Origin of the sequence: Oceanospirillum beijerinckii DSM 7166, assembly GCF_000422425.1 — a bacterium.
In the GTDB taxonomy this organism is placed as follows: domain Bacteria; phylum Pseudomonadota; class Gammaproteobacteria; order Pseudomonadales; family Halomonadaceae; genus Oceanospirillum; species Oceanospirillum beijerinckii.
Genome location: NZ_AULT01000057.1, coordinates 13542 through 34464, shown reverse-complemented (window position 1 = coordinate 34464; position 20923 = coordinate 13542). Strand labels below are relative to the sequence as shown.

Genomic DNA, 20923 nt, shown 5'->3' with positions numbered 1-20923 from the left:
ACTTAACCCGACGATTCAGCCATCTAAGCTGGTAAACAGCCTAAAAACGGTCACAAGCCGAAAGATTCGAAAAGAGTTCTCAGAGCACCTGAAAGAGTATTATTGGAAACCAGTGCTCTGGAGTCGAGCTTACTGCCTGCTGACTGCAGGCGGAGCACCAGTTGAAGTGCTCAAAGAGTACATCGAGAATCAAGATAGGCCAACTTGACGTTGGCCGCGCTATCCATCTCCCACCAAAATATCTCGCCTGGGCTCGTTAGTTTTGGAAGGAGAATTACGCACTATCCGATAAAATTATTGCCGAGAGATCGCCCTCACATGTTGTTATTTGTTTAGCCAATGTAAATTAACGCCCCACACAAAAGCTCCCTGGAACAAATATTCACCTTTCAAACACTAGCAGATGAATGTCGCAACACTTTTATGTAAGTGAGCATAGCTATAAACCTGCCTGGACCGTTAAAAAAGTTGACAAACTAGGGTTTTCCCCAGTAGTCACAGGATACCTATTAGTTGTATGTTAGTAGTAATGGAAAGTAGCTTATTAACATCAGAAAAGGAAAACAGGATGAAATCATTTACAATTGATCTGCAGTCATACCAAATACACAGAGACTTTTGTCAACAATCTAAGCATCCGGTTTCCCTGGGTCAATTTCAAACCCCTAAAGAAGCGATTCAATACGCCCAGATCAGATATCAAACGCACAAAATCTGCGCCTGCTACTTTTGCTCTAAGGACTATTTCAATAATTCTGGCCATTAAACGCTGAGCTAATAAAAGTGTGGAAGTCACAATAGCGATAGAAGCCTGGCTTCTTTACTAATGGCCTGAAAGTATATTTATCTGAGCAAGAATCAAATAAACTGCGACCAGCACTAAGGCCCCACCCATCAGGCGATTAAACAAACGAAGATTCTCTGGCTTCGCTAAAAGGCTGCTAATCTTATCTCCTGCCAAAGCCCAGCAAGCAATTGAGATGTAACAGATCAGAAAATACAGGGTAACAAACACCAATAGCGGTTCTATCTCCACCAGATTAAACGCAGTGACACCGGAAAAACAGGCGATCCAGGCTTTAGGGTTTAGCCATTGCAGTAGAACGCCATGAAAAAAAGATGAAGAAGTTTGTCCCCCCATTTGTATCGTAGCGCTGGATATAGCAATCTTATAACCAATATAAGCGATAAAAGCTGCACCACTGTAACTGAGCAACTCCAGAAATAGCGGTACATTGGCAGCTACTTGCCCCATTCCCAACCCAATCATCAGTAACAATAAACTAAAGCCAATGGTTGCGCCGGAAACAAAGGGCATCGCACGACGGAAACCTATATTCAGCCCTGTGGTTAAAGCGATCATATTCACCGGCCCCGGTGATATCGACATAGATAATGAGTAAAAACACATTGCCAGTACTGCGGACATAAGCACCTCTCTTTATATCAAATTCGGGCCTTTTATTTCACGCCCATCCAAACTATTGTTCTGGCAGTTAGTGTAAGCTCTCATTTTTTGCTTGATTAGCCAGCAGCATTTGAATTCACTGTTCGATCCATTGCTGCAATCAGTGATGTACAATGGCTCTATCAAAAGGTCAGTGGGCAAACTCTATGATTGATGATTTAAAGGCCATTGCCATTTTTGCCGAAACCGTACGCCAGGGCTCTTTCCGGGGTGCGGCTAAAGTGTTGGGCTTATCGCCATCAGTGGTCAGTTATCATGTCAGTCAGTTAGAACAGCGTTTGGGTAATGCGCTGCTCTATCGCTCGACCCGTAAGCTCTCTTTAACCCATAAAGGAGAGGTTCTTTACCAACATGCACAGTTGATGTTAAACGCTGCACAATCGGGCCTGGAGCAGATCATGCCTGAGAACGCTGAGCCCAGTGGCAAGCTATCGATTTCACTGCCTTCAGTCCTGTCTCAATCTTATATCAGCAAAGAAATAGCAGCCTTTGCGCTACGCTATCCTAAGGTGGAACTGAACATTATGAGTACGGATACCCGCCAGCATCTGATTAAGGAAGGTATTGATTTGGCGATTCGTATCGGAGAGATGGGCGACAGTAGTCTGAAGGCCAAACGTTTGGGTGCAATTAAACGCAAGCTGGTGTGCTCACGGGCACTCTGGCAGCAACAATGTCAAAATCAGGATCAAACAGATGGCACCAGCCCGCATCGGCTGGAAACCCTACCCTGGATTAAGCTGGCGATGCTACCCAATAGCCGTACTCTAATCAGACCTGATGGAGAAAAGATCCGTTTACACTTTCACAGCCAGACCACGGTGAATGATGTCACATTAATGACTCAACTGTGCAAACACGGTTTAGGAATCGCTACACCACCAGACTATTTGATTGAGCATGCTTTAGCTGATGGTAGCGTGATAGAGCTGTTGCCAGATTGGCAGGTTGAATCGATTCCTTTTTATGGTGTTTGGCCTGCTAATGCATCAATGAATAGTAATGCCCGTCATCTGTTGAGCTATCTATCAGATAACTGACCACTCTGGTAATTTAATGATCCAGACACGGCAGTGAATCGACAAATCATCCGGCCAATTTAAATCAGCCATAATGTAATAAAGCGCGGTAAAATCTGTATTCCGCCGTCGTATAGGGAGCCAATCTATGGCACAGAATAAAGGTGACGATAAAATTTATCAGTTGGAGCAGGACAATACGTTCAGTGCTCAATATTCAGATAACAGCTTCTGGGATAAAGTCAAAAAATATGCCAGAAGTGCCGGTGAAGAGGTATTAGAAACCGCTCTCAAGCTCTATTTCGCGGCTACTGATCCTGACACACCGACCTGGGCACGCACTACTATTTTTGCCGCTTTGGGTTACTTTATTGCACCGCTGGACGCCATTCCTGATGCGATACCCGCAGCGGGCTTCTCCGATGATTTAGGCGTTCTGGTGGCTGCCGCGGCGACCGTCGCAGCTAATCTGAAAGAAGAGCATAGCGTAAAAGCCAAAGAAACCTTACAGAAATGGTTTGGATAAACAACAAATATTGTCGCTTTGTTAAAAGATTAAATATTATTAAACCTCTGCGATAACGATAGAGATAAACCCTATGACCACGCTAAATATCCAGCCTGGAAATATTGTTGTGACTACTTTTGGACTGTATCAGCACTGGTCTCTGGTCAGTGATAAACGTTGTGATCAGGGGCTCTATATGCTGATCTCAGCAACTAAACGTAACGGCACAGTCAAAGAGGAGCCCTGGCATGTGGTCACTCAGGGTAAGCCCAGTTATATCACACCGCTGAAAAGTGATCGCCCTTTGGATGAAATATTAGCAACGGCCCGCCAGGAGATCGATCAATGGCGCTACTCGGTTAGCAAACGCAACTGCGAGCACTTTGTAAAATGGGTGACGGGAATGAAGCTCAGCTCCCGACAGGTGAAAGCCGGTATTGAGGGTGCCGTGCTAGGTGGAATTGCTGGCGGTATGATCGGCGGAAAACCTCATTGGGCGAAGATCCTGGGAGGCGCTGCGGCAACAGCAGGATTAGCTATGTTATCCAGCCGGGCGAAAAAAGCCGAGCCTGCACCACCAAAAGACCATACAGATAATAAGTCTTAAGTTTGCAGTCTCACTCTCTCAGAACAATACTATAGCTATAGAATGCTTGTTTAACCGCACCATCAGAAGTAAATTGTCGCGACAACCTGAGCATTTTAACAACCCTTTGAGCTGACAAGGTGCTTTGCCTGATAAAAGGGAATGTCATCAACAGTTGTTACGAGAGACACTGCATGCCTGTGAATAGCCTTCAGCGAATGCCGACAGATCACTCTCAGCGGATAGGGTGCCTTCAGCTGGTAGATAACCCTCGGCTTACAAAAACTCATCAGGCACTGACTTACCCAGCCTCTGCTTTCAGACATCATTACGTCATATGGCTGTTACTTACCTACCTTCTACTGATCGGATTATTCAGCCATTCCCTGAGAGCCAACGCAGAAGTTCTGGATCTGACTCAGCATTGGCAATATCGCTGGGGGGACTCCCCTTATATTAACGAACAACCCCAATGGATTCTGAAACCTGATCATCCCGACTGGCATAAGATCGACTTCCCTTCCAATCCACCGAGTCGCAACAATCAAACCAATGTCTGGTATCGTGCCCAGATCCCAGAAGGCCACTGGCACGATCCGGTACTTTATATCTACAGTGTTGATCTGATCGTGCAAGTTTATCTGGAAGATCATCTGATCTATCAATACGGTGCGTTTGATGCTAACGGGCAAGGCAAGTTCAGCGGCTGGCCCTGGCATATGATCCCCCTTCCACCGGACGCTACAGGTAAACCTCTCTATTTCCGGGTCTTTTCCAACTATCTGGATATCGGCCTCTGGGGAGAGGTTAAAATAATGGAGCGACTGGAATTACTCCAGATGATCTGGTCGCGCTCTGTGGAAAACCTGATTATTACCGGATTTACTCTGTTAATTGCCTTGCTGTCCCTGCTCTTTGCCATACATAAAGCCCAGCGTCAGGTCTTTATTCCTCTCGCCCTCTTCGCTTTCTGTGCTGCAGGCTTAGCGCTGACCAGCACCCAGGCCAAACAGCTGATACTACACCAACCACTGTTTTGGGATTACCTGGCAGCCAGCAGTTATTATCTGCTACCAACCGCTTTAATTTTTTTGCTCAGTCAGGGTTTTCAGCTGTTGACACCTGTTCTCAGCCGAGTCCTTAAGATAGTCTTTATCGGCTACCTCCTGAGCGCCATCAGCCTCTCTTTACTGGGTATCGTCAACCTGTCAAACACTTACCCGCTGTTTGATGCGCTCTTTGTCTGTCTGGTGCCACTGACCCCACTACTCTCTCTACACCACCCCAGACTTAATCTTGATCAAAAGGTAATACTTACAGCCAGTACGTTAATGACCATACTACTGATACTGGATATGGCGGTGGCACATAACTGGATCAGCTGGAGCCAGGTGCCTGTTGGTTGGGGCACCCTGATCTTTTCACTGGCGCTGGTTGTACTGGCACTGCGTCACTATTTTCGTACCCAAAACACTCTGGCGGAGTTAAATGCGTCTTTGGAACAGCGGGTACAGAAACGTACTGAAGAGCTGAATAATATTGCAGAGCGGGAAAGCCGACGCGCAGAAGCTCTGTCTTTCGCCCACTACAAAAGCGAGCAACTGGCGCAGTACGTGGCTAGGTTAAGTCAATACAGCCATCTTGATGAAGCTATTACTTACCTTAAACCCTGTATTCCAGAGCTGCTACATCCACTACCGGGATTAATCTACTGGAATCAAGGCCACAGCTTTGACAGAGAAGCCTACTGGCAGCGGGAAGACGATGGCTTTAATAAGCAATTCCCTGCCCAACTCACACCGGACAGCAGCCATGATCTGCTTTTCCCCCACAACTGGCGACGCTATCAGCTGCAGTATGAACAGCCCAAATCGGGCACTCAGGTACTGGCGATCATCTGGGTTGATCTCACGGATAATCGCTCCCGCGCAACAGAGCTGGAACCTCTGACATTGGAAACCCTGATCGACAGGGGGGTTGAAAGAATCAATCTGACCTTATCTCAGCTTGCCCTGAAATCAGCCTTGAATCGTTTCTCCTATGAAGATGGCTTAACCGGCCTGAAAAACCGTCGCTACCTGGATCAGACCCTGCCCGAATTACTTGAAACCGCACGCAGCCAATCGACACCGCTGAGTCTCCTGATCTGCGATATTGATCACTTTAAACGCTTTAATGATCATTTTGGTCATATGGCAGGTGATGAGGTATTACGCCAGGTTGCTGATCAAATGACTCAGTTATGCAATCACAATCAGCTACTGAGTCGCTTTGGCGGAGAAGAGTTTGTGCTTGTGTTACCGGATACAGATAGCAAGGACGCGGTAGAAATAGCCGAGCAGCTCAGGCAACACATTGAACAGCTGGAATTACGGTTTGACGGTGAAAAGACCGATGATATTACGCTATCGCTTGGTGTCTGCTCGCTCGATCAACACAGCTCTACCTCCGAACAATTGCTGCATAATGCTGACCAAGCGCTTTATCAGGCTAAACACAACGGCCGCAATCAAGTTATTTTGTATCAACCTCTTCAGGCTAAACACAACCCTCACCTTCAGCCTAATCTCAATCCTACCGATTGAGGCATGACCCGATTGGTTAGATCGCTCCCAATCGATCTAAAGAGCAATCAACCAGAGGAGCAATCAACCAGGCTCAAACAGACAGATTTGAGTCATAGCGCTGCCCTGGCATATAATTAATATATTAACTATTATCACTCCCCCCTTGCTATAGGTGCTACTTGTGACCATTAAACTGTCTGTTGTTGATCAATCCCCCGTACACGGTAGCCATGCCGCTATTGAAGCCCCTCGCTTGTCTGTTGAGCTGGCCAAAGCCTGCGATGAACTGGGCTACTATCGCTACTGGGTAGCAGAACACCATGACAGTATTCACTTTGCTAACCCCTGTCCCGAAATTTTGATCAGTCATATTGCCAGTGTAACTAAGAATATCCGCGTTGGTAGTGGCGGTGTGATGCTCAACCACTACAGCCCTTATAAAGTGGCCGAGTGTTTTAAGATGATGGCTACTCTATTCCCTGACCGTATCGATCTGGGTATTGGCCGTGCTCCAGGTGGAACTGGCCTGACCTCACAAGCTCTGTCTTACTTTACCCGCCCTCATCATGGCGAGCTCTACCCAAATCAGGCCCAGGATCTGAAAAACTTTATCGAAGGCACTATGCCTGAGGACAGCCCCTATCACAGCCTGAAAGTACTGCCGGATGAGTCACCCAAACCAGAACTCTGGATGCTGGGTTCCAGCGGCGGCAGTGCCGGTTTTGCCGGATATCTGGGTTATCACATTGCGCTGGCACGCTTTATCGATCCCGATAACTGCAAACCGGAGATTTTCCAGGAGCACCTGAAAGAGTGGCAAGCCTCTGAGCATCCCGGCGAACCTCAGCGTATGCTGGCCATCGCCTGTATCTGCGCAGAAACAGAAGAGGAAGCGCGCCTGATTGCTGGCACCGCTGTGTATCGCAAACTGGCGGCGCAGATGGGCCTACGCGAAGATTTCCTGACACCAGAGCAGGTACAAGATCGTTATAAGGATCTATCGCCGTCTCATCAGGCTCAGTTTGATCACATTCTCAATGGCTTTACCGTGGGCAGCCCGGAGCAATGCCGTGCTGAAATTGAGCAACTGGCGAAGGATTATCAATGTAATGAGATCGGTACGGTAACGGTAACTCATAGCTTTGAAGATCGTCTGAACAGCTACCGTTTATTAGCTCAGTCTTTTTCATAGCGCCTGTTAAATAAGCACTGCTTGCTAAATACGGTTTAAGCCGCATTGTTCACACGGGATAATGCTTATAGCGGTAATTATAGGGTATGCTGGTAGTTCAGTTAACGGATGACAGAGCTGCCCTATGATCACTTTATTTGCCTTTGGTGCACGTTTTGGCGTACAGGATCTCAGCCCTTTTGTACTGAAAGTGGATGCTTATATGCGTATGACAGGCATCCCTTTTCAGGTGAAAAGTGGCTTTCACAACCTTAAAACGGCTCCCAAAGGAAAGTTGCCCTATATTCAGGATGATGAGCAACTGATTGCTGATTCAACACTGATAATCCAGCACCTGAAACAGCACCATAATGCCAATCTGGATGCGGACTTAAGCGAGGCCGAACAGGCTACAGCAAATCTGGTTATCCGAGCACTGGATGATAGTTTTTACTGGTGCCTGGTTTATGCCCGCTGGTTACGGGAAGACAGCTGGCAGATCGTAAAACCCGCCTTCTTCAAAAAGATGCCTTTTCCGCTACGTTATATCGCCCCTTATGTAGCCCGAAGGCGTATCCGTCAGGCCTGCCATAACCAGGGTATTAGCCGCCACTGCGATACTGAAATTTTAGCTATGGCCCACCAGGTGCTACAGGACCTTTCCGTATTACTGGGCAATAAAGACTATTTCTTTGGCGATAAACCCAGCACTCTGGATGCCACTGTGTTTGGCTTTCTGGCACAGATTATTATCTCTGGGCTTAAAACAGCGGTAACGCCTATTGCCCAGGAGTTTCCTAATCTGGTCAGCTTCTGCCAACGGGTACAAGAGCAATACTATTCGGAATAGTCAGAAGCAGATGCCAAACCTCAGCCACTCAGGAAGCATTTGCGTGACAGAAGCGCCCAATCCTATAGGAAAAGGACTCTAGGCTATACCATTCCCGATAAGTTTCTTGATATCTGAGCGGGTTGGATAAACGCAGCGCCATCCAACATTGGCTCCGGTATCGGATGATTGTCGGAAGGCGCCTTGCGGCTTTTCCGACCTACAACAACTTATCTTGTTTGGTATTAAACCATTACAATCATCGAGGGATATGATGAAGAATTTTCTGATCAATATACTCCTATGTACCCTGATTACGATATTAATCTCATGGGGTTTAAGGGAAGGCTTTGACCGCTTTTCCGCAATCAAACTGGTGGACTATATGGCCTTTACCGGATTGGTTATGCTGGGCTTATCCATGATAATAGGTTTTAGTAATGGCCTTTATCATGAGGATCATCAATCCTCAATGACCTTCCGCGCTTTAATTACCCGTGATCATCATGAAGATAACCCGGAGGATCATAGCAATCGTGTCAGCAGTGCCATTACTCTGTTTATTACCGGCGTGCTGTTTTTACTGGTCAGTCTGGTGGGATATTTTTTGGGCTGGTGGTAGTTCATTATTGCTGAGAACCTGATCCATTATGGCTAGGAATCTGCCCATTATGATTAGCAGATTGGAGTGACCATAAAAAACCGGCTGTAGATTGCTCCATAGCCGGTTTCTTAAATAAGGTCAGTAAGCTTTACCCACTGACAATTATTTAACACTATTTTTTGTACACCAGAGGCACACGACGGGTGATACCGGTATACAGGGTATAAGCGATGGTATCAGCACAAGCGGCAACCTTATTCACATCCACTTGCTCCCCCCATAACTCAACAGGATCACCGATCTTGGCATCCGGTTGATCGGTCAGATCGACGGTCATCATATCCATCGACACTTTACCAATCACACGGCTCATTTTGCCGTTAACGGCAACAGGTGTTCCGTCGATAGCATGACGCGGGTAACCATCCGCATAACCCATAGCTACCACACCGACACGAGTCGGCTTATCGGTAACAAAACGACGGCCATAACCAATCGGCTCACCCACAGGTAGTTCACGAATGGCGATCAGCGCGGAAGACAGCGTCATTACCGTCTTCAGGCGCGCACCGTTTTCGGTTGGCAGATCCATCGGATCAGCACCGTACAGCATAATGCCCGGACGTACCCAGCTACCGTGGGCTTCTGGCCACTGCAGAGTACCTGCTGAGTTGGCCATACACACAGGCAGATCATAGGCAGCACTTACACGTTTGAAGTTTTCAATCTGAGTCGGTGTGTAATCACCTTCCACTTCATCGGCACAGGCAAAGTGAGTCATCATCACCAGTTCGCCCACTTGCGGCAGAGCTTTCAGACGCTCAATGGCATCAACAAAACCCTGCTCGTCAAAACCCAGACGGTGCATACCGGAGTCAAACTTCACCCATACGGTGATCGGCTGTTGGAAAGACGCCTGCTCAATAGCCTCCACCTGCCAGGCACTGTGCACAGCAGTGATCAGTTGATAGCGATCCACCAGTTCCAGCTCGTTGGCTTCAAAAAAACCTTCCAGCAAAGCCACCGGTTGTTCAATACCGGCTTCTTTCAGCTCGACCGCTTCTTCGATACACGCCACACCAAAGGCATCAGCAGTATCAGACAGGTAACGGGCGACTTCGACCGCACCGTGACCATAGGCGTTAGCCTTGATGATCGCGACCGCTTTATTACCAGAAACTTCTCTGGCTAACAGGTAATTTTCTTTTAATGCCGCCAGATTAATCTCGGCTTTTGCAGCACGTGCCATAGCACTCTCCAGATATTCGATGCCGACAAGATATCCCTCTATTTCAGTGTGTGATTCCCACGAAAAATAACTTCACGGTTAAATCACGCAATGCACACTTACACAAAAGTATTTTGATATTTTTCGGTCAACGGCTGAAGAATGAAGCCATCTGCGAAAGAGAAACTTTTGTGTGAGTGCTTAGATCACAGCAATACAGGGTTATTTTGTCAGTCTGCACTCAGTAGCCAACGAAACCGATGTTTTGGTTTCGTGGCTTACTATTACGGCTTCGCTTTAAGAGCCTATCCAGCCCAACAAACCTAAGCTCTTGGATCAAACAAAGCGTCTTAAAGCGTAGCGGGATTATAGACTTAAAGGGCCAGAATGCCTTCTACTTCTACATCAACACCTTTCGGTAGCTCTTTTACACCAATTGCTGCACGAGCTGGATAAGGTGCAGAGAAATAACGCTCCATCACTTCGTTAACCGCTGCGAAGTTGCCCAGATCTGGCATATAGATGTTCAGTTTGACGATATCTTCCAGAGAACCACCGGCCGCTTCAGCCACTGCTTTCAGGTTCTCAAAAACCTGTACGGTTTGCGCTTCAAAAGACTCTGTCACTACTTCCATTGTCTCTGGGTTCAGAGGGATCTGACCGGACATAAAGACCAGATTACCAACCTGTACCGCTTGAGAGTAAGGACCAATTGCCGCTGGAGCATTGTCAGAGTGAATGATTTTTTTCTCAGCCATTTTTATTTTCCTCGCGCAAAAAATCGACCAACACTGTCAGTCGTGAATCAAATAACTCAATGAATAAATAAGAAAAGTGCAGATGCCGCCAAGACCTGTAAACAGCGACATCTGCTAATACATAGCAACGGAGTAGCGACTTAGTAGCGACTGATATCCAGACCGTCAGGATCAATCTCAGGTTTATTACCACTGATCAGATCCGCCAGGAAGCTGCCGGAACCACAGGCCATAGTCCATCCCAGAGTACCGTGCCCCGTGTTCAGGGACAGGTTATCGAATTTGGTTTTACCGATAATCGGCGTACCATCCGGCGTCATTGGACGCAGACCTGTCCAGAACTCGGCAAACTCAACATCGCCGCCATCCGGGAAGACATCAGAAACCACCATAGCGATGGTTTCACGACGCTGTTTAAGCAGATCCAGGTTATAACCAGACAGCTCTGCTGTACCGGCCACACGGATACGGTCATCAAAACGGGTAATCGCTACCTTATAGGTTTCATCCATTACGGTGGAAACCGGTGCGGCGTCTGGGTTCGTAATAGGTACGGTCAGCGAGTAACCTTTAACCGGATAAATAGGCGCGTTGATGCCCACTTGCTGCAGCAGCCCACGGGAGAAACTCCCCATTGCTACCACATAGTGATCGGCCTTCATCATGCCCTTACTGGTCATAACACCTGTAACCTTGCCTGCCGCTTCTTCCAGATACATCACCTTGGTACCAAACTTAAACTCGACGCCCATCTCTTTACAGATATCTGCCAGTTTATTGGTGAAGGCAAAGCAGTCACCGGTTTGATCATCAGGCAGACGCAGACCACCGACAAACTTCTCTTTTACACGCTCCAGCGCGGGCTCAGCGGCGATACAACCAGACATATCCAACAGCTCATGCTTCATATTGAACTGTTTCAGTACCTCGATATCTTTCGCCACCGCATCCATCTGCATCTGATTACGGAACATCTGCAGGGTCCCCTGCTTACGCTCTTCATAATGGATATCCGTATCTTCACGCAGCTTATCGATACACAAACGGGAATACTCGGAGACACGTACCATACGGGCCTTGTTTACCGCATAACGGCTCTCGGTACAGTTGGCCAACATCTGGCTCATCCACGCCCACTGGTGAGAATCAGCTTTTGGTGACAATTTCAAAGGTGCGTGAGTCTGTGTCAGCCACTTCATCGCTTTAAACGGTACGCCTGGCGCAGCCCATGGGGAAGAATAACCAAAAGAGACCTGACCGGCGTTGGCATGGCTGGTTTCCATTGCCGGAGCCGACTGACGGTCCACCACAGTCACCTCATGGCCTTGTTTGGCCAGGTAGTACGCTGAGGTCACCCCAATAACACCGCTTCCTAGGATCAAAATCTTCATGGCTAATCTGCCTCATGTTTTTTGTTTTGACAGTAAGATCATCTGGCCAGCTGCTATCCAGCCAACGAATAGCGCTATCATATCCGCATACAAACAAAAAATGACACTTTATTAACATCAATAAAAAGATTTATTTATCATTTATAACGCCAGTTGCAGCAAAAACATAATATTTAGAGCAAAGAACTCAGGACATACCTCTTAATGGGTAGCAAAACTCTTTATTTTCAAACAGTTATCGAAGGAAGGTCAGTTTTAAGGGTCACAATAAGAGGATGAATGAGAGAATTCATCTAAAAGAAAGGCAAATAGCCAGATAAAAAATCAACAAAAGCAAACTTTCAGAAGAAAGCTCTACATTGATACAAATCATTGTAAGAAGTGATTAACATACGTCACAACTGAAAGCAAAAGGGCCATTCGTTCGGGACTTCTTCGAGACATTACAGCAGATCAAAAGCCCTGACTTTGGCGTAACCAAGAATATTCGCAGGAGAAGGAAACGAGAAACGAGAAACGAGAAACGAGAAACGAGAAACGAGAAAACAGATGATGCCGGCTTCCGTGCCGCGCATACCCCACATAACGTCCGTGTGCGCTAATACTAACGCGATGAATGGGGTAAAAATACTCAGCTAAACCCTAAACTTCCCAGGGGATTACCCTAGGAAATAGAGTTCAGACAAGCCAAGCTTAAACCAATGGCTAACAGACCACTCGGCGAAACGGCGGCAGGGTATTGAGTAACTGAGTACCATAGCGCTTAGTCAAAACCCGACGATCCAACAAGGAAATCTTTCCGGTATCCGATTCCGTTCTTAGCAAGCGGCCTACCGCCTGCACCAAACGAATAGACGCATCGGGTACGGTAATCTGCAAAAATGGATTACCACCTCGTTGTTCAATCCATTCTGACAGCGTTCTCTCTACCGGATCATCAGGCACTGAAAAAGGTATCCGGGTGATCACCACATGACGCAGATAGTCGCCAGGCAGATCAATGCCCTCGGCAAAGCTGGCCAGGCCAAAGATAATACTGCCCTGCTTTTTATCAATGCGGGTTCTGTGTCGTTCCAGCAAAACCTGCTTGGTCAGCTCATCCTGCACCAGAATTTCGTTGACCATCTTCGCCGGTAGCTGCTCCAGCACATCCTTCATCTGACGACGGGAGGAGAATAGCACCAGAGTGCCCAGCTTATCGTCCACCTCATCTTGCAGATAACGAACGATCTGCTGAGTATGCAGTTCGACCTGTGTTGGATCACAGGCATGGGTAGGAATCTCCAGCACACCATTACTATTAAAATCAAATGGGCTGGGTACCACCAGACAATCCGCATCTTCCGGCAGACCGGCACGGGTTCGGATACGATCAAAGGTGCCCAGTGCGGTTAATGTCGCCGATGACAGTACCGCACCAAAGCAGGGTTGCCACAGCTTACTCGCTAAGGTCCCCGCCGCACTGATTGGGCTGCAGGACACCTCCAGATCAATGTCCACCTGCTGATTTTGCAGGGTGATCCAACGGGCAATGGGCATCACATCTTCCGCTTGCGGTTGGGAATACATGCTCCACAGCTCCCAGGCTGATACCGCACGAGCATGTAACATAGTTGCCAAGGGTAGCCACTGCTCGCCTTCGGCTTTGCCGATAGCACTGTTGGCATCGGGGTCCATGGCATCTTTCAGCTGTTTGACCATCACTTCCAGTTTTTGGCACAGGGAGGCAAAGCTGATCTTCAGGTTCATGGCAATAGCAACCAAGGCTTCCGGCACGATACCCTTTTCAAAACGATAGACAGGCCGTACATCCCGATCCATATTCTCTGGCGAAAACTGCGTAATGGCATGCAACAGGCGATAGCACTCCGCCAGTTCCGCTTCCAGGGTGTTCAGAATCTCCGGCAGCTGATTCAATTGACGCACGATCATCTCATCCCGGCCCAGCTCAGCATTCAGATCTGTCAGGGATTTCTTCAATAACCGTAACCACTGCAACGAGGCATTAATACGGAAACTACCCGCAAAGTGATCAATAGCCTTATCGGGCAAGTGGTGGCCTTCATCGAAGATATAGATGGTATCTTTGGGATCAGGCAACACCACACCGCCGCCCAGAGAGAGGTCGGCCAATACCAGATCATGGTTGGCGACAATAATATCCGCATCATCCAGATCATTACGGGCCTTAAAAAAAGCACAGGCACTGAAGTTACTGCAACGACGGTTGGTGCACTGCTGATGGTCTGTGGTAACCCGTCGCCAGGTGGGCTCTTCCAGGCTGTCTTTCCAACTGTCTCTATCCCCCAGCCACTTACCGGACAGATACTGCTGAGCCATATCCTGATACAGAGCGATGGCATCTTTTGAGGTATTGGTCTGTAACCACTCATCAAACAGTGACAGGGTGGTTTGCGCCTGCTCTCCGTCACTCACTTCCAGTGATTGCTCCAGACGGGATAAACACAAATAACGGGAACGACCTTTGGCCAGGGCGTACTTAAAATGGATTTCTGCGTGCTTTTGCAGGTCCGGCAGGTCCTTCATCATCAGCTGTTCCTGCAAAGCAACCGTCGCCGTTGATACCACAATGCGTTTATCACGGGCGCGGGCAATAGGCAGTGCGGCCACCAGATAGGCCAGGGTTTTACCTGTGCCTGTCCCCGCTTCTACCGCGCAGATATGAGGCCCGCCCGTACGATTACCATCACTGCAGGTCTTAATACCGCCCAGGGTTCGGGCGATCTGAGCCACCATTAAGCGCTGACCATGACGGGCACGTAACTGACGGTTTTTCAGAAACGTAGAATAAGCAGACTGGATATCAGATTTGATGGCATCGGTTAGCATGACAGGCCCTTCTCAACACAGCCGTCTATTGTACCTAATGCATAGAAACGTGGACAGTGACGAACCTCTGAATACTGAATGAAAAATCAGTTATCTATCCGTTTGCGCTCCCGGTGCTGTAAAAAAGTCTGCTCCACAACGTCACAGGTTTCCGGCTTATGGAAATAATACCCTTGAATGGCATCACAGCCAGTGCCTTGCAGATGGCGTAGCTGCTCTTCGGTTTCCACCCCTTCAGCGATCACCTTAAGCCCCAGATTCTTCGCCAGAGCGATAATGGCGTTCACGATGATGGCATCCTCCGTATCTCCCGGCAGATCTTTGATAAAGGAGCGATCAATCTTCAGACTGTGCAGCGGCAGGCGCTTAAGATAAGCCAGCGAGGAGTAACCGGTACCAAAGTCATCCACCGCAATAAACACCCCATACTCTTTCAGTTCCATCAGATGTTTAATGGCTACGTCCATATTCTTCATCAAAGAGCTTTCGGTAACCTCCAGCTCCAGATATTCTGCTGGCAAACCCACCTCATCCAGTATACGGATAATCGTGGCAGATAACTTGGGGTCCTGAAGCTGAGGCGTTGCCAGGTTAACTGAGATACGACCAAAATGAATGCCCTGATCCAACCAACGCTTACCCTGTTCACAAGCGGTTCTTAGTGACCACTGACCAATTTTATAGATCAGGCCGCACTGCTCGGCCACGGGAATAAATTTCCCTGGGGAGATAAAGCCTTTCTCTGGTTGATTCCAGCGGGAGAGCACCTCGACACCGGTAATCTCATCCCCTGAAACACTGTATTGAGGTTGATAACACAGATACAGCTCGTCATTTTGCAGCGCCCTGCGCAGATCAACCTCTATGGTCATGCGCTCCAGTGAGGACTCGGTCAGCGCCCTGTTATAGAACACAAAGTTATCCCGTCCCTTCTCCTTGGCTTTGTACATAGCAGAATCCGCATTACGCAGCAGATCCTCCATACTATCCCCATCCTGAGGGTAGATACTGATGCCGACACTGGTTGAGATCATCAGCTCAACATCAGATAGTTTAAACGGCTGGCGGCAAGCATTAATCACCTTCTCCGCCACTTTAGAGGCATCTTCAGGTTGTTTCAGCTCTTGCAGAATAAAGACGAATTCATCACCACCATTACGGGCAAAAGTATCCCCTGAGCGGACAAATTTTGATAAACGCCGGGTTACGGCAACCAGTAGCCCATCCCCTACAGAGTGGCCGTAACTGTCGTTGATATGCTTAAAGTTATCCAGATCCATAAACATCACCGCCAGAGAGCCACCCTGCCGTCTCTCCAACTGGAGCGCATGAGCTAAACGGTCATGCAGCAACTGGCGATTGGGTAAACCGGTCAAGACATCATTACTCGCCAGCTCATGCAACAGATCTTTATTCGCCTGAATACGCCAATCCACTTTTCTCAGTGCAACATAGAAATAGATCAAGAGCAGTAACATCAGAGCCACCAGGCTTAAGGTGGCCCACAGCATTGTATTTAACAACGCTTTTTTCTGGGTACTGATATCACTGAAGATAGTCAGCTGCCCTATTGCATTATCCCGCACATCCCTTAATACCAACTGGCCAACATGCCAGACACTGTCCCAACGCTCACTATTAATAAACGTCTGCCCCCCGGATAAGGTGAGCTGTTTAACCGCAGCCTCCCAGCTATTAGACAGCGTATTCATTGAGCGTCCAACCAATACCACATTATCAAACTGCTGCCAGGAGGATTCGGGGTGATACACCGACCAGACGGCTTGATCGATCAGGTTTTTATTAAGGGTTACAACCCACTGAGCCGTACGGGATTCAATGGCCGAGCGGGCCAACGCTTCTATCTCACTGCCCAGCTCAATAAAACCTAACACCTGATTATCAACAATGACGGGGGACACCACCCTCAGCGTAAAAGCCCCGATCCCCCCCAGCTCCATACCCCAGTATGGTTTACGGGTCAGATAGGCCTGCTGAGCCGTGTAACGTTTAATAGCATCACCAAAGCGCTCCGGTTTATGCAGGCGCAACAGGTTAATCAGCTCTGCATCATGAAAATAGAAATGGGTGACTTTAAGCTGTTCGTTAATATGAAGGTATTTACGCTGATATTGCTGTAACAGAAACGCCCGGTCCCGCTCTTTCAATGCCCTGTGCAACTCGGCATCTTCCATGATCACTTTTTCCAGTGCCAAAAAGGTACGGCTTTGCTCTTCGATCGTTTCATTCAGCTCCAGTAAACTATCTCTAAGTAATGCATCTCCGGCTTCTTGCAGAGCTCTTTTTTGCTGTTGATAAAGCAGTGCAGTGACCACGATAATAATCAGCACAAAGACCAGCAGCAGAGGAAACAGTAATTGCCTCTGCACCGGTTTATCGTTATCCACCAGGGATGAAAAGCTTGTCCGGGGTTCCATCATCAAGGCTCTGTCCCATTATCCTGTCAGTTTCCAAGGCTTTTACAGGCCATGCTGGCAATGGCTCGTGAAAAATAGACATCAGCTACTTACACTATTGACCAGGACAGAGGATTTCGCAATGTGAGCTAAAACAGGTTTTTTAGACATCGTTTGGCAGAGAGAAAAAGTAGGGACAATAAAAATACGTTTAACAATTACAGATAAAAAAAAACCGATAGCACCTGAGTACTATCGGTTTTTATCATTCAGCAAGATCAATACGATCTAAGCAGCACTTTGCAGGATCAATCGTTCTCGATCAGGCTCATATCCGGTTGCTGGCTTTCGATCTTCTTACCGATAAACTCTTCGATCTCCGGCAATACAAAAGCATCTTCCTCACCGATAAAGCTGATGGATACGCCTTGAGAACCCGCACGGCCGGTACGACCAATACGGTGCACGTAGTCTTCGGGATCATCCGGCAGAGTGAAGTTCACTACATGACTGACATCATCGATATGGATACCACGACCGGCCACATCCGTCGCCACCAGTACCTGAATACTGCCATCACGGAATTTTTCCAGCGTTGAGATACGCTTACGCTGCTCAACCTCACCAGACAACATGGCCACACTGACATTGGCTTTTTTCAGCTGTTCACACAGGTCACGCACACGGTCACGACGGTTCGCAAACACGATGACCCGATCCCAACCCTCTTTACGCATCAGGCTGATCAACAGTTTTTCTTTGTCCACATCTGCCACAATATAAGCGTGCTGTTCAACGTTGGCGCTGGTCTCTTCTTCCGATTCGATCTCAATACGCTCTGCCTCCCAGGTCCACATCTGAGCCAGGTTTTCCACATCCTGGGGATAGGTGGCACTGAACAGGAAGGTCTGACGCTCCTCTTTTTTCGGTGTCGCACGGATAATACGTTTAACATCCGGGATAAAGCCCATGCTCAGCATGCGATCCGCTTCATCCAGTACCAATACTTCTACTTCACGCAGATCAAGATCACGCTTCTGATGGAAGTCCAGCAGACGACCCGGTGTCGCCACCATAATGTCGATCTGGCCTTTCAGCTGCTCACGCTGCTTCTGGTAGTCGATACCGCCAACAATCGTCACCACGTTAAAACCGCAGTATTTATTCAGCTGATGGGCATCTTTAGCGATCTGCATCACCAGCTCACGGGTTGGTGCGATAATCAGGGCTCGGGGAGCACCGTCTTTCTGCATACCCGGCGCTTCTTCCTCCAGGAAGTAGCTCAGGATACTGATCAGGAAGGCTGCAGTTTTACCGGTACCGGTTTGTGCCTTACCGATCAAATCTTTGCCTAACAGGGTGTGTTCCAGAGACTGCCCCTGAATCGGTGTGCAGTAATGGAAACCCGCCTCGCAGATCGAACGCATCATCGGCAGGGGCAGATCAAAATCATGGAAACGGTGCTGACCTTCCACCTCAGGTACAACAAACTGAGACAGATCCCAGTCACTGTTATCCGGGGCAGACTTTTTAAAAGGGGGACGACGGCGACGCTTATAGTGTTTCTTACGGGTATTCTGTGGACGGCTATTCTGATTTTCAGCAGGGTTGGACACGAGTATATTTGCTCCTAAACCCCGAACGCATCGAGGCTTTATCATACCTGAGTCAAGGCACTTATCATGGGGCTTTGACTCAGTCACTTAATTATCGAATGTACGCTGAATAGATCAGCGCACACTCAAAAGTTCATAATGACACGCTACACAGCTATCAGTCGCGTGTACTTTAATTTATCACTTGCGCCTATTGTCTCAGTTTTTGTGCACAAGCTCAGTTCTTTTCTATCAGTTTTTTTCCCGTAGAGGAATATAGTTGCCCGGGTACAGGCTTGCCAGATTTTCCGACAATCCATTCTCAGTCACCATCTGAGCATGATGACGTTTTAATTCTCTCGGCTCACGGGCACCACATGAATGAGCAATAACCCCAATTTCATTGATCATATGCTTATGATAGTTGTGCACGCGAACGGCTTTGTCCTGAGGATTTAAACCTTCCTGCAGATCAGGGTCATGGGTTGCCACACCGGAAGGACAGGTATTTTTATTACATTGCAGCGCCTGAATACAACCCAAAGCAAACATAAAGCCCCGGGCAGTAACACAAAAGTCTGCACCTACAGAGATCGCCCAGGCAACATTAGTTGGCACCATTAATTTACCGGATGCAATCACCTTGATCCGATCACGCAAACCAAAAGCCTTCAGCATATCTACCACCAAAGGCAAACTCTGACGTAAAGGCAGGCCTACGCTGTCCATCAGCGGCATAGGCGCCGCACCTGTGCCACCTTCAGCACCATCCAGAGTAATAAAGTCAGGTGCAGAGGCTTCACCTCTGTGGTTAATTTCGGCCATCAACTGATCCAGCCATTCATGGCTGCCTAATACGAATTTAATCCCTACAGGTTTACCGGTAACACGACGTACCCGTGCGATCATATCCAGCAGGTCCTGTGGGCTGTTAATTTCAGGGTGTCGGTTGGGACTGATTGAATCCTGCCCCACCGGAATCCCCCGGATCTGGGAGATCTCTGCATTAACCTTCTCACCGGGCAGAATACCACCCTTACCCGGTTTAGCACCCTGGCTGAGTTTGATCTCAAACATGCGGATCTGTTCAATTTGAGCCAGGTGCAGCAGCTTTTCATCGCTCAACTGCCCCTGATCGTCACGGACGCCGTATTTCGCTGTCCCGATCTGATAAACGATATCGCAACCGCCCTCCAAGTGATATGAAGAGACACCACCCTCACCGGTATTCATCCAACACCCCGCCTTTCGGGCACCATTGGACAGTGCCAGTACCGCTGGTTTGGACAAAGCACCATAGCTCATGCCGGAGATATTAAAGATAGATTTGGCTTCAAACGGCGTCCGACAGTAAGGCCCTATCATCAACGGCGGTGATTCAACTGCATCTTCTTTTAACGTCGGATAAGGGGTGTTCAGAAAAATAATGGCACCCGGTTGATGAATATCCCGACTGGAACCAAAGGCAACCGTATTGTCGATATCTTTTGCCGCGCGATAGGCCCAGCTACGTTGCGCCCGGTTAAACGGTAACTCCTCCCGATCCATGGCAAAAAAGTACTGACGGAAAAACTCTCCCATATGCTCAAAGAAATACCGAAAGCGCCCCAGTACCGGGAAATTACGTCGTATGGTATGGGCGGTCTGGTTTTTATCCACATAATACATCACAGCAACGGTGACGATTCCTGCCAGCAATATCAAACTAAATAAAATCACTGCAACATCAAGGATTAAGGTAGCAAACTGATCCATTATTATTCCCTCATCTAATCTTCTGCCATCATAGCGGATTCACTGACCTAAGCCGACTTTTAATAGAAAGATCCCAGCAATCATTTAGTGACAACCAAGCACAACTTATCACCATGAACCTCTGCACCGGATCAATAAAAAATCATTTTCTTATAAAAACACTATTGATAAACCTTC

At 48.0% G+C, this 20923-nt stretch carries 16 protein-coding genes; 8 read left to right on the top strand and 8 right to left on the bottom strand.

Annotated elements, in window-relative coordinates; genetic code table 11:
* The coding region (gene tnpA / locus H579_RS28690; protein WP_028301602.1) for an IS200/IS605 family transposase at positions 1–208 on the top strand (208 nt) is incomplete at its 5' end.
* Between the two features lie 615 nt (positions 209–823).
* Here the strand turns inward: tnpA and H579_RS0116445 are convergent.
* On the bottom strand, positions 824–1429 hold the full coding sequence (locus H579_RS0116445; protein ID WP_036566447.1) for a LysE family translocator: 606 nt from the start codon (positions 1427–1429) through the stop codon (positions 824–826).
* A gap of 152 nt (positions 1430–1581) precedes the next feature.
* Here H579_RS0116445 and H579_RS0116440 point away from each other — a divergent pair, with 152 nt between their 5' ends.
* From H579_RS0116440 to H579_RS0116410, 7 genes are all read left to right on the top strand, one after another.
* The gene (locus H579_RS0116440) at positions 1582–2508 is read left to right on the top strand and encodes a LysR family transcriptional regulator (protein ID WP_028301600.1); all 927 of its coding nucleotides are present in this window, start codon (positions 1582–1584) and stop codon (positions 2506–2508) included.
* A 127-nt stretch (positions 2509–2635) separates the two neighbouring features.
* The gene (locus tag H579_RS0116435) at positions 2636–3013 is read left to right on the top strand and encodes a YkvA family protein (protein ID WP_051227728.1); all 378 of its coding nucleotides are present in this window, start codon (positions 2636–2638) and stop codon (positions 3011–3013) included.
* Positions 3014–3122: 109 nt separating this feature from the next.
* A complete protein-coding gene (locus H579_RS0116430) occupies positions 3123–3602 on the top strand; it encodes a lecithin retinol acyltransferase family protein (RefSeq protein ID WP_211224738.1) in 480 nt (159 codons plus the stop codon).
* 173 nt (positions 3603–3775) lie between these two features.
* A complete protein-coding gene (locus tag H579_RS26065; RefSeq protein ID WP_051227726.1) occupies positions 3776–6166 on the top strand; it encodes a GGDEF domain-containing protein in 2391 nt (796 codons plus the stop codon).
* A 163-nt stretch (positions 6167–6329) separates the two neighbouring features.
* Entirely contained in the window at positions 6330–7340 is a 1011-nt protein-coding gene (locus tag H579_RS0116420) for an LLM class flavin-dependent oxidoreductase (protein ID WP_028301597.1), read from the top strand.
* A 124-nt stretch (positions 7341–7464) separates the two neighbouring features.
* Positions 7465–8169 (top strand): glutathione S-transferase family protein, encoded by a 705-nt coding sequence (locus H579_RS0116415; RefSeq protein ID WP_028301596.1) that lies wholly within the window; start codon positions 7465–7467, stop codon positions 8167–8169.
* A gap of 250 nt (positions 8170–8419) precedes the next feature.
* Positions 8420–8770 (top strand): hypothetical protein, encoded by a 351-nt coding sequence (locus H579_RS0116410; protein WP_157834643.1) that lies wholly within the window; start codon positions 8420–8422, stop codon positions 8768–8770.
* A gap of 154 nt (positions 8771–8924) precedes the next feature.
* Here the strand turns inward: H579_RS0116410 and alr are convergent, their stop codons facing one another.
* From alr to H579_RS0116375, 7 genes are all read right to left on the bottom strand, one after another.
* On the bottom strand, positions 8925–10001 hold the full coding sequence (gene alr, locus H579_RS0116405; protein WP_028301594.1) for an alanine racemase: 1077 nt from the start codon (positions 9999–10001) through the stop codon (positions 8925–8927).
* 353 nt (positions 10002–10354) lie between these two features.
* Positions 10355–10738, bottom strand: a complete 384-nt coding sequence (locus H579_RS0116400; RefSeq protein WP_028301593.1) for a RidA family protein — start codon at positions 10736–10738, stop codon at positions 10355–10357.
* Positions 10739–10878: 140 nt separating this feature from the next.
* Positions 10879–12129: a D-amino acid dehydrogenase gene (locus H579_RS0116395; protein ID WP_028301592.1), complete on the bottom strand. Its 1251-nt coding sequence runs from the start codon at positions 12127–12129 to the stop codon at positions 10879–10881.
* Between the two features lie 705 nt (positions 12130–12834).
* Positions 12835–14979: an ATP-dependent DNA helicase DinG gene (dinG, locus tag H579_RS0116390; RefSeq protein WP_028301591.1), complete on the bottom strand. Its 2145-nt coding sequence runs from the start codon at positions 14977–14979 to the stop codon at positions 12835–12837.
* A gap of 86 nt (positions 14980–15065) precedes the next feature.
* Positions 15066–17420 carry a bifunctional diguanylate cyclase/phosphodiesterase gene (locus tag H579_RS28025; RefSeq protein WP_051227724.1) on the bottom strand — a complete coding sequence of 785 codons (2355 nt, stop codon included), beginning with the start codon at positions 17418–17420 and terminating at the stop codon, positions 15066–15068.
* 284 nt (positions 17421–17704) lie between these two features.
* Positions 17705–19012, bottom strand: coding sequence for an ATP-dependent RNA helicase RhlB (rhlB, locus tag H579_RS0116380; protein ID WP_028301590.1), 1308 nt, complete (start codon positions 19010–19012; stop codon positions 17705–17707).
* 231 nt (positions 19013–19243) lie between these two features.
* Positions 19244–20746 carry an FMN-binding glutamate synthase family protein gene (locus H579_RS0116375; RefSeq protein WP_036566446.1) on the bottom strand — a complete coding sequence of 501 codons (1503 nt, stop codon included), beginning with the start codon at positions 20744–20746 and terminating at the stop codon, positions 19244–19246.
* Positions 20747–20923: the final 177 nt, after the last annotated feature.

What these genes read in the sequence shown, in the direction of transcription:
- H579_RS0116415 (WP_028301596.1), top strand. Translation starts at nt 7,465, where the DNA reads ATGATCACTTTATTTGCCTTTGGTGCACGTTTTGGCGTACAGGATCTC.
- H579_RS0116375 (WP_036566446.1), bottom strand. Translation starts at nt 20,746, where the DNA reads ATGGATCAGTTTGCTACCTTAATCCTTGATGTTGCAGTGATTTTATTT.
- H579_RS0116435 (WP_051227728.1), top strand. Translation starts at nt 2,636, where the DNA reads ATGGCACAGAATAAAGGTGACGATAAAATTTATCAGTTGGAGCAGGAC.
- H579_RS0116445 (WP_036566447.1), bottom strand. Translation starts at nt 1,429, where the DNA reads ATGTCCGCAGTACTGGCAATGTGTTTTTACTCATTATCTATGTCGATA.
- alr (WP_028301594.1), bottom strand. Translation starts at nt 10,001, where the DNA reads ATGGCACGTGCTGCAAAAGCCGAGATTAATCTGGCGGCATTAAAAGAA.
- H579_RS28025 (WP_051227724.1), bottom strand. Translation starts at nt 17,420, where the DNA reads ATGATGGAACCCCGGACAAGCTTTTCATCCCTGGTGGATAACGATAAA.
- H579_RS0116440 (WP_028301600.1), top strand. Translation starts at nt 1,582, where the DNA reads ATGGCTCTATCAAAAGGTCAGTGGGCAAACTCTATGATTGATGATTTA.
- H579_RS0116395 (WP_028301592.1), bottom strand. Translation starts at nt 12,129, where the DNA reads ATGAAGATTTTGATCCTAGGAAGCGGTGTTATTGGGGTGACCTCAGCG.
- dinG (WP_028301591.1), bottom strand. Translation starts at nt 14,979, where the DNA reads ATGCTAACCGATGCCATCAAATCTGATATCCAGTCTGCTTATTCTACG.
- H579_RS26065 (WP_051227726.1), top strand. Translation starts at nt 3,776, where the DNA reads ATGCCTGTGAATAGCCTTCAGCGAATGCCGACAGATCACTCTCAGCGG.
- H579_RS0116410 (WP_157834643.1), top strand. Translation starts at nt 8,420, where the DNA reads ATGATGAAGAATTTTCTGATCAATATACTCCTATGTACCCTGATTACG.
- H579_RS0116400 (WP_028301593.1), bottom strand. Translation starts at nt 10,738, where the DNA reads ATGGCTGAGAAAAAAATCATTCACTCTGACAATGCTCCAGCGGCAATT.